Genomic DNA, 10843 nt, shown 5'->3' on the forward strand with positions numbered 1-10843 from the left:
TTGCTAAAGCAAAATAAAATTACAACCTCAGCTTTTAATTTAATCAATTAAACTAAAAAAATGTAACGTTCCTTTTAAATCAAAAGAGGTAATAGTTCGTTTTAAAATCGGACTAAATAGAAAAAGCTTAATTTATTGTCACCCTTTTCATTCACTTTTATAACCTATAAGTAATTACAGCAACCTAATTCAAATGTGCCTGTAAAAATTATTCAAAATAAACCAATATGAAGGCCTCTCTTATTTTTAGCGTTATCCTCTGTTTTTGTTTAATAGCTCCAATTTCGGCACAGACTAAAACGGTTGTACCCACTATTGATAAAAAACTATATGAATCATTGACCTATCGGAATATTGGTCCCTTTCGAGGTGGTCGTTCCACTACGGTCACAGGCATCCCCGATGATGTTTTAACCTATTATATGGGTGCAACAGGCGGAGGTGTATATAAGACAACTGACGGAGGTACTACTTGGCTCAACATTTCTGATGGATATTTTAATACTACTGGTATTGGTGACATTACGCCAGCGCCATCAAATTCTAATATAATTTATGTGGGTACAGGTGAATCGCCTGTTCGCGGCGTAAAAACTTCCCATGGAGATGGACTCTATAAATCTACCGATGCCGGTAAGACCTGGAAACATATGGGGCTTGAGAAAACTAGGCATATTAGTGATGTATACGTGCACCCCGATAATCCTGATAAAGTGTACGTTGCCGCTCAAGGAAACCCTTGGGGACCAAATGAAGAACGGGGATTATATCTTTCAGAAGATGGGGGTATTACTTATGAGAAAATATTATACGTAAATGAGAATTCCGGTATCGTAGATTTGACCGTTGACCCCAATAATCCTGATTTTATGATGCTTGCTACTTGGGAATTTTGGCGAAAGCCGTGGGTTGTTCATAGTGGTGGCCCTGGAAGCCGTATTTACAAGACTACCGACGGTGGTAAAACTTGGAAGGAAATCAATAAAGGACTACCTGAATTAAAGGGTAAAATGGGGATAGACATTTCTCCCGCCAATCCCAATATTGTCTACATTGCTATTGATGCATTGGGTAAGGAGGCAGGCGTATACCGCTCTGAGGATGCCGGAGAGAGTTTTAAACAGATGACTAACGATGCTACAACGTATGCCCGTTCGTGGTACTACATGCATATTATAGCTGACCCCAATGATGAGGATGAATTGTGGGTATTGAACAGCTTAGCAATGAAGTCAATTGATGGTGGTAAAACATTTGAAGGAATAATGGGGACTCATGTTGATCATCACGATTTATGGATTAATCCTATTAATAGTGACATTATGGTTAATGCAAATGATGGTGGTGGTTCTATTACATTTAATGGTGGCAAAACATGGTCTACAATATACAATCAGGCTACAGGACAATTTTACCGATTGATTACGGATAATGGTTATCCCTATCGAATATACTCAGGGCAACAGGATAATAGCACCATAGCCATAGATAGTAGGGTCGTCGATGATGGTATCGGGGAAATGCATTGGGATGTAATGCGTGCGGGCGAATCTTCTACCGTTGCCGTAGACCCAAACAATCCGCGTTACGTCTATTCCACTTATTTCGCCAGTAATTTTGTAGAATGGGACCGTGACATAGATAATACACGAATGGTAATGCCATATCCTACAAGGGTGACCGGTGAACAGCCAAAGAATCTCAAATATAGAGCTAATTGGAACGGTCCTGTAATCGTTTCACCTCATAATCCAAATGTAATTTACTACGGTTCGCAATACGTTATGAAATCATTAGATCGGGGAGTTTCCTGGGAAGTGCTTAGTGAAGACTTAACCCGTAACGACAAAGCGCATCAAGGTAAGGGAGGGGAGCCTATTAGCAATGAACAGATTACTGCAGAGAGTTATAATAATCTTTTTAATATTGAAGAATCGCCATTGAAAGAAGGTGTCATATGGGTGGGCTCTGATGATGGTTTGGTGCATCTTACTCAAGATGGAGGTGCTACATGGACAAATGTCACCCCAAAAGGCCTCAAAGAAAGTATCATCAATGTAGTTGAACCTTCACCACACGATCCTGCCACTGCTTACATTGCTGTTACTGGGTATAAGCTAAACGATTTTAGCCCATATATTTTTAAAACCAACGATTACGGTAAATCTTGGAAGAAAATTGTGGACGGAATTCCTGGTAATACCTTTGCAAGAAGTGTTAGAGAAGACCCAGACCGTAAAGGATTGTTGTATGCAGGTACTGAAACTGGTGTTTTTGTTTCATTTGATGATGGAAAAGCATGGTTACCTTTACAAAATAATTTGCCCGAAGTTCCGATAACTGATTTAAGGGTACAGCGAAAAGATTTAGTGGTTGCCACGCAAGGTAGGGCTTTATGGATCTTAGACGATTTAACCCCTTTACACCAAATATCAGAAGAAGTTGCAAAAGCAGATTATTACCTCTATAAGCCCAATAACACCAATACGGAACTTTCGGTGGCCTATAGTATTGACGGTGGCCTCGGTGATAATCCCCCTCAGGGAGTCCAAATTCATTATGTTTTGAATAACGTAGTTTCAGAGGCTACGCAAATGTCTATTGAAATTATGGACACTACAGGTGAAGTAATTCATTCAGAATATAGTGAGTTGCCAAGAACAGGTTGTGATACGTTAGTAAAACCTCAACTACAGCGAAAGATAGGGGCGCATCGTTTCCAATGGAATATGAAAATCGGCAGGTTCGATTGTTTGACCGAATTAGCGACTACCAATCGTGATTTAACGGCTTATAATGCACCTCCAGGGGCATACAAAGTACGCTTGAAAGTAGGTGATTTCTCCCAGACCCAAGATTTTGAAATCACCATCGATCCACGTTTGAAAAATAGCATAGAGAATGTAGAAACAGCTTATGAAGAAAGGAATAAAATTTCTAAATCTATTTATGCTGGTGCTACGGAAATGGCGAAAGGAGTTCGAGACTTACAAAAAATCAAACAACAGTTGGAATTTATTCTCGAAGTCGCTGAAGATGAAAACGTTAAAAAAGAAGGAGACCAGCTTAGTAAGAGTGTTGATGATTGGATTGCCGAGATATTACAAAAGGAAATGCGAACATTTCAAAGCAATTACATGTTTGAGGCACGTCTTTTAATAAAATTTAAAGACTTTTTGAACAGTATAGGAAAAGGAAATCTTCCCGTCACAGAAGGTACTCGAGAAGTAAGTAAAGATTATTTACAACAATGGAATATCTTAAAATCTAATTTGAAAGATATTAAAATCGAGCAGGTTACGGGGTATAATCAACTCTTGAAAAATGAAGGTTTACCAGAACTATATTTGCCTTAAAGAACTAACCTAATTCTTGATAGTTTTTAATGCCACAGCAGTATCGAGACCAGATGGCAATTGGGTCTTGCACGTTTTATAATAACGTTCGCTATCGAAGGATTAGGATGTCTTACCAGTTATCCGCCTTGGGGTCAAGACGAGTAATTATTTGATTATCGGATTTTCGCTAAAGTGAGCACTTTTATACATCGTATTTCATTGAAAAACCAAAGTAAAATAAAACGGTAGGTGCTTAAGTAGATTTCGCTTTTTAAAAATTAATTAAAAAAAATTAATTTTTGTCACCCTCTTTATTCAATATTATAACTTATAATAAAAGAGCTTGCTAATTGGATGTTTATGACTGACGGAGAAGAAAGATTAAAAGGTATTTTAGAAAAAATTAAAGTTTCTGGTAGACTGGACTCGGAAAGTTTAAAAGATTTGCCTTATTTGGAGAAAGACCTTGTTCAAACATTATATAATGAAGGTTTAATAGAAGAGTCAATTAGTCTATTATCAAATTTAAATACGGATAAGGAGTTACAGTCAATTAAAAAAAAATTAATTGACTGTAAAACGTCTGTTATTCCACTTTGGAAGTCAGTGCTAAAATACGCTGCTATTTTCATTGGAGTTTTTGCTTCCATTTATTACTTACAGTTAAAAGAAGTACCGGAAACCAAATTTCAAGTTGCTGAAGATTATATAAGGTTAAAAATGGGAGATGATAGAATGCAATTTATCAATCAGAATGAAACCCAAGAAATTATTTCAGCTTCGGGTGAAATAATTGGAAGACAGGAAGGTAGTAATATCCATTACCTGGCAGATACCAGAATTAACGAACTTATATTTAATGAGTTACAAATTCCTAACGGTAAGGTTTTTAATTTGGAATTATCAGATGGAACCATTGTTAATTTAAATTCAGGAACCAAAATTAGATACCCTGTAAAGTTTTTAAAAGGAAAGAAAAGAGAAGTATTTATAGATGGGGAAGCATTTTTTGATGTTACCAAGGATAAAGAACATCCTTTTATAGTTAATACAGATGATGTTGCAATTACGGTTTTGGGCACTAAATTCAACGTATCCTCATATAAGGAAGATTCTGAGATAACAACTGTTCTAGTAGAGGGTTCGGTAAATATTACTGATATGGTCGACATGGAGCATAATTTAGTGCTTAAGCCGGGAATGAAGGGTTCGTGGAATAAATCGAAAAAATCTATAAACATGGACAAAGTGGACACTAAGCTTTATACAGGTTGGATTAGAGGTGAACTTATATTCAAAAATTCCATTTTCAGCAAAATGGCTAAGACTTTAGAACGAAAGTATAATGTCTCTATTGAAAATAAGAACAAATATCTGGCTAAAAAAGTGTTAACAGCTAACTTCAACACCAATATTGAAAGTATAGAAGAAGTTTTGAAAGTAATTAGCGAAATACATCCTTTCAACTATATTATTAAGGACAAGCATATTCTAATATTGGCAAAAAATGAAAATCTATGAGATAAACATTTTTTAAATTAAAATTTATAAAAATCGGGAAATGCGTGAACATTCCCCGACAAATATGAATTATAAAATAACCACTGTAACCACAACGGTCTAAAACAACTCAAAAATTATGAAAAAATCTAAAATCAGAAACTTACCATTCTTGAGTTTCCGCAAAATTAACCTAAAAATAAAACTAATTTTATTTTTATTAGTTTCATTTTTAAAGATTCAAGCCAATCCTAGCGAAGATCAGGGTTTATTGACTTTACATTTAGAGAAAGTAAGTGTTGAGAAAGCATTTTCGCAAATCGAGGAAATCTCTGAATATAGATTTGTATTCGAAGCTAGCCAGATTCCTGTAGAAAAGGAAATAACCATAAATATTAAAAATAAAAAGATTTCCGAAGTTCTAAATGTTCTTTTTCATGACATGAATATCACCTACATGATAAAAGGGCGTCAAGTAATTCTTCTTAAAACAAAGAGCATTGGTGATATCGATGATCAATATGCCTCCAAAAGTAATCCGTTACATTTGAAACAGATGTTTCAAGAATCGGTTACAGGGGTTGTTCTGGACAATCTGGGTCAACCTTTACCCGGTGCTAACGTTTTAGAAAAAGGAACTACTAACGGCACCCAAACAGATTTTGATGGTAATTATTCCATTGACGTGCCAGGAGATGCAATTTTGGTTGTTTCTTACATCGGTTTTAAAAGAACGGAAGTAGAAGTTAACGACCAAAACAACATCAATATTTCTCTTGAAGAAGACTCACAGCAATTGACTGAGGTTGTTGTTACGGCCTTGGGTATTTCCCGTGAAAAAAAATCTTTAGGTTATGCCACGCAACAAGTTGATGGTGAGGATGTAAATAACGTTCCCACTGATAACGTTGTAAATGCACTTTCAGGTAAGGTCGCAGGTGTTCAAATTAAAACCAATACCAACTTAGGTGGCTCAAGTAATGTTGTTATTAGAGGTAGCACCTCTTTAACCGGAAATAACCAAGCATTATTTGTAGTAGATGGCGTGCCTGTTAATAATTCAAATTTTAACTCTGATACCCAACAAAGTGGCGGAGGTGGTTTTGATTATGGAAATCTTGCCTCTGATATTAACCCAAACGACATCAAATCAATGAATATTTTGAAAGGTGCTGCGGCTACGGCACTATATGGGTCAAGAGCTACAAACGGTGCTGTAATTATCACTACGAAAAATGGATCTGGATCAAAAAACAATCCTACGGTAACAATTAGTTCTTCCGCTACGGTAGGTTTTATTGATAAATCTACATGGCCAAAGTTTCAATATGAATATGGAACAGGATATGGTTCATTCTATGGCCCTGATCAGGATGGCTATTTTAATCAGAGTGATGTAAATGGTGATGGGATTCAAGATTTGGTCTCTCCTTCGACAGCTTATGGATCGTATGGAGCACCTTTTGACTCCAGTTTGCCAGTATACCAATGGGATTCTTTTTATCCTGGATCCCCCAATTATTTACAGCCAACACCATGGGAAGCTCCAAAGGACAAATTAATCACCTTTTTTGAGACGCCTGTTACATTAAGTAATAGTGTCTCAATAGCTGGGGGAAATGATAATTCAAATTATAGGATTGCCTATACCAAGTTTGATCAAGAAGGTATTTTGCCTAACAGTAAAATTTCAAAAGATAATATAGCAATAAGTACGTCATTTGATGTGAACGAAAAGCTTACCGCATCCGCTACTGCTAACTATATAAAAACAGATGCATTAGGTCGGAATAAAACAGGGAATGAAACGGGTTCCAATGCAGGGAATGTACTTGCATCCATGAGAAAATACTGGGCTATGAATGTAGGTATTAAGGAATTAAAAGAAGCCTATTTTACTACCGGTAGTAGTGTAGACCCCTTTATGGGCGGTTCTATAGATAATCCATATTGGTCGGTATATGAGAATTATCAAAACGATACAAGAGACAGGATTTTCGGTAATGTAGCTTTAAAATATAAATTTACCGATTGGTTGAATATTGAAGGAAGGGTTTCCCTTGACACCTATTCATTCTTTCAAGAAGAAAGAGTGAACGAAGGTTCAGCAGGTGCAGTAGGTCTATACGTTAGAAACAACATAAATTTCACCGAAATGAACTATGATTTAATGGTTAATTTCAATAAATATGTCACTGATAAATTAAATATTAGCGGTGTTATGGGTACCAATATTAGAAGGAATGACTTTGCTTCTATTCTAGCCCAAACTAATGGAGGTCTTGTTCTTCCAGGTTTGTACTCACTATCGAATTCGATAAATGTACCCAATGCCCCTGAAGAAAAAGTAGAGAAAATTGGGGTTGATGGAGTTTATGGCCTAGCATCTTTCGGTTATGACAGTACTTTATATTTAGATCTAACCGGTAGATTTGATCATTCATCTACTTTACCCTCAGAAAACAGCACCTATTTTTATCCTTCAGTTTCTACTAGTTTCATTTTCTCAAATTTGATTGGCGAAAGTGAGATTTTCTCTTTTGGTAAACTGAGATTGAATTATGCTGAGGTAGGTAGTTCAGCCCCTGCTAATAGTCTTACAGATGTACTTAACAAACCTACTCCATATGGTAGCATACCATTATATGGTGTAAATAGTACAAAAAACAATGAGACGCTTATACCGGAAACTACTGTAAGTGTTGAAGGAGGTTTGGAATTGACCTTTTTCAAAAATAAAATTCACTTAGATATGTCAGTTTATCAAACTAATTCTAAAGATCAGATTATACCTGTTGCAGTATCATCCGCAACAGGGTATTCATCTAAATTTGTAAATGCTGGTGAAATTCAGAATAAAGGTGTTGAAGTTGCCCTATCCGGAACAGTTTTATCAACTGATAATTTCAGTTGGGACGTAAATGTTAACTGGGCCAAAAATAGGAGTGAAGTTCTTTCATTATTCGAAGGAGGAACTAATCTACAATTAGGCGATGTAGCTGGTGTGACGATTAACGCAACCGTTGGAGAGCCTTACGGTACTATACAAGGGACCGATTTTATCTATGTAGATGGAAAAAGGCTAATTAATCAGGCAACTGGGGAATATGAACGTACTACTACATCGAACAATGTCATTGGTAATATTACTCCAGATTGGAATGGAGGTATATCCAATTCTATTAAATACAAAAATCTAAGCTTAAGTTTTCTGATTGATATTCAGAAAGGAGGCGATGTGCATTCTTCTGACATACAAACAGGTAATAGGTCAGGTTTATATAACTACTCCGTTGGATTGAACGACTTGGGTAATCCAATTCGAAATTCCTTAGCAGATGGTGGAGGAATCATTTTGGATGGGGTAGCACCAGATGGCGGTGTAAATGCAGTACGAACTGCAATGGACACTTACAGAAATGCAACGGGAAGCATCAAGGCCCCTAATGCAAATTTTGTTTATGATGCGTCCTATGTCAAGCTAAGAGAAGTAACATTAAGATATACATTGCCTACAATAGGCTTCCTCGATAAAGCTGACATCAAATCTGTTAGAGTAGGTTTAGTAGGTTCCAATTTATGGATTATCCATAAAAACTTACCCTTTTCAGATCCTGAATCTGGCGTCAGTTCCGGTAACCTTCAAGGTTTCCAAAACGGAGCTTACCCTACAACCCGTCAAGTGGGTTTAAATGTGCAACTACAATTTTAATCTAATACAGAAAATATTATGAAAAAGTTTTTTCTCATAAGTTCAATATTACTATTTCTTTCTTGCTCATCTGATCTAGAGGAGCTGAACGTCGATCAAAAAAACGCAACCTTTGCTCCGCCAGAAGCGTTTTTTAATTTGGCAGTGAAGAATTTGTCCGATTTGCTAAGTGGCATTGAATATGGAGCAACTGTTAATCCTTGGAGTAATTCAAGGTTATTGGTCCAACAGATTTCATCGGTAACTTATAATGAAGGCACTACCTACTATCTAAGTTTTAACTGGAGCAGTGTTTATCAAGACGTATTAATAAACTTACAACAAAGTAAAAAGGTCATTGAAACCTCTGAGGCAAGTTCCAGTCCTGAATCGAAAAACAAACTTGCTATATTAGAAATAATGCAAGTATATACATATGGCAGACTTGTAGAGACTTTTGGGAATATACCATATTCCGAAGCATTGGATATCAACATTATTATTCCAAAGTATGATGATGCTGAAATTATTTATATTGATTTATTGAATAGGTTAAGCACCGCAATTAATAATCTTGACGAATCACAAGCTAGTTGGAATCAAGATATTCTGTATGCCGGTGATGTGGGTAGCTGGAAGAAGTTTGGAAAATCATTACAGTTACAGATGGGTATGCGAATTGTTGATTCTAATCTTCAATTAGCTACCGAGACTATCGTCGAAGCAATTCCGGGTGTTTTTACAACTAATGAAGATAATGCAAAACTAGTGCACCTAAGCGCGCCACCCAATACCGCTGAGCTTTGGACCGATCTTGCCGTTGGTAATAGAAAGGATTATGTTGGGGCTGAACCTTTTGTTAATTTATTGAATGAACTTGAAGACCCAAGAAGATCGGTATATTTTAAGCCAGAAAATGGAGAATATATTGGTTCACCCTCTGGTTTAGTTGTAAGCTATGATGATTTTTCCAAGTATGGTGAAATCTTCTACCAACCAACAACACCGACAATATTCATGGATTATGCATCCGTTGAATTTTTCCTAGCGGAGGCTGCAGAACGAAACATAGGTTCGGTAACAGATTCCGAAGCACATTACAACGCTGCTATTACGGCTTCTTTTGAATATTATGGTCTTGGCGACAGTATAGAGGCATATTTAGCACAGATTGAAGTAGCATATACCACTGCTGAAGGAACATGGCAACAAAAAATAGCAACTCAAAAATGGCTTGCACTTTTCAATCAGAGTCCTGAGGGGTATACCGAATGGAGAAGAATGGATTACCCTACTCTTATTGCGCCACCTGATTCTTTTATTGATACTGTCCCTGTCAGATTTAGATATCCTATTTCTGAACAAACGTTGAATAGTGCAAATTATGAAAGCGCAGCGTCTGCTATTGGAGGCGACGTTATGACCACTAAACTTTTTTGGGATGTGAACTAAAGGCCTTGATGCTTCGGTCAAAAGTGGGTTGTAAAATTTGTTTGTGTTTAGTTTGAGTTAGCTAGTGAAAGGGTAAAAGTAGAATTGTTACTGCAATTTTACTTTACCTCTCACATAGTTATGACCATTAAGGTCTAACTAATTCTAAAAAGAGTTTATTGAAGATAGCATATTTTACTCCTTTTATTGGGATACACCATGCTTTATTAAAATATAAAAAATACGGGTATATGTTTAGAATCAATAGCGTCCTAAACGATTAAAAAAGAGAAAGGGAATTCTGTTCCTCAAAGTTACCTTTGTGGTGCACTCAAAACCACACCTTTCTCTTATGTTAAATATAACCTTGTTTTCCCAAATCATCTCGAAGCTCGACCGTGGTATTTTCAACAGACTGGTCGATCAAAGAAAAACGGACAAACACCAAAAAGGTTTTACCAGTTGGACGCACTTGGTCTCGATGCTCTTTTGCCAGTTCGCAAAAAGCCAGTCCGTTCGTGATATTAGTAATGGATTGCGTTCAGCTACTGGTAATCTTAATCATATGGGAGTAGAAAGAGCTCCTTCAAAATCAACGATCAGTTATCAGAACAAACGCAGGGATTGGGAGCTTTTCAGGGATTACTATTATTCCCTACTGGAAAGTCTGGGACAGCAGGCACATTTAAGACGCGTGAAGTTCAAGATAAAATCAAAAATATTCCTGCTTGATTCCACTACGGTAAGTCTTTGCCTGAGCCTGTTTGATTGGGCCAAGTATAAAACAGCCAAAGGGGCCATAAAAATGCATACCCTATTAGATTATGATGGAAATCTACCTGCTTACGTTAATATCACCAATGGCAAAACGGCCGATAACAAA

General features: G+C 36.7%; 5 protein-coding genes. All 5 read left to right on the forward strand.

Annotated features, from left to right (window positions below; all coding sequences use genetic code 11):
• Positions 1-227 precede the first annotated feature (227 nt).
• Entirely contained in the window at positions 228-3356 is a 3129-nt protein-coding gene (locus ES765_RS01330) for a WD40/YVTN/BNR-like repeat-containing protein (RefSeq protein WP_138110786.1), read from the forward strand.
• 342 nt (positions 3357-3698) lie between these two features.
• Positions 3699-4859 (forward strand): FecR family protein, encoded by a 1161-nt coding sequence (locus ES765_RS01335; RefSeq protein ID WP_171017201.1) that lies wholly within the window; start codon positions 3699-3701, stop codon positions 4857-4859.
• Positions 4860-4977: 118 nt separating this feature from the next.
• Positions 4978-8550 carry a SusC/RagA family TonB-linked outer membrane protein gene (locus tag ES765_RS01340; RefSeq protein ID WP_138110788.1) on the forward strand — a complete coding sequence of 1191 codons (3573 nt, stop codon included), beginning with the start codon at positions 4978-4980 and terminating at the stop codon, positions 8548-8550.
• Positions 8551-8568: 18 nt separating this feature from the next.
• Positions 8569-9981 (forward strand): SusD/RagB family nutrient-binding outer membrane lipoprotein, encoded by a 1413-nt coding sequence (locus ES765_RS01345; RefSeq protein ID WP_138110789.1) that lies wholly within the window; start codon positions 8569-8571, stop codon positions 9979-9981.
• Positions 9982-10312: 331 nt separating this feature from the next.
• On the forward strand, positions 10313-10843 hold a 531-nt coding region (locus tag ES765_RS01350), incomplete at its 3' end, for a DUF4372 domain-containing protein (protein ID WP_138110790.1).

Source organism: Maribacter sp. ACAM166, from assembly GCF_005771495.1.
In the GTDB taxonomy this organism is placed as follows: domain Bacteria; phylum Bacteroidota; class Bacteroidia; order Flavobacteriales; family Flavobacteriaceae; genus Maribacter.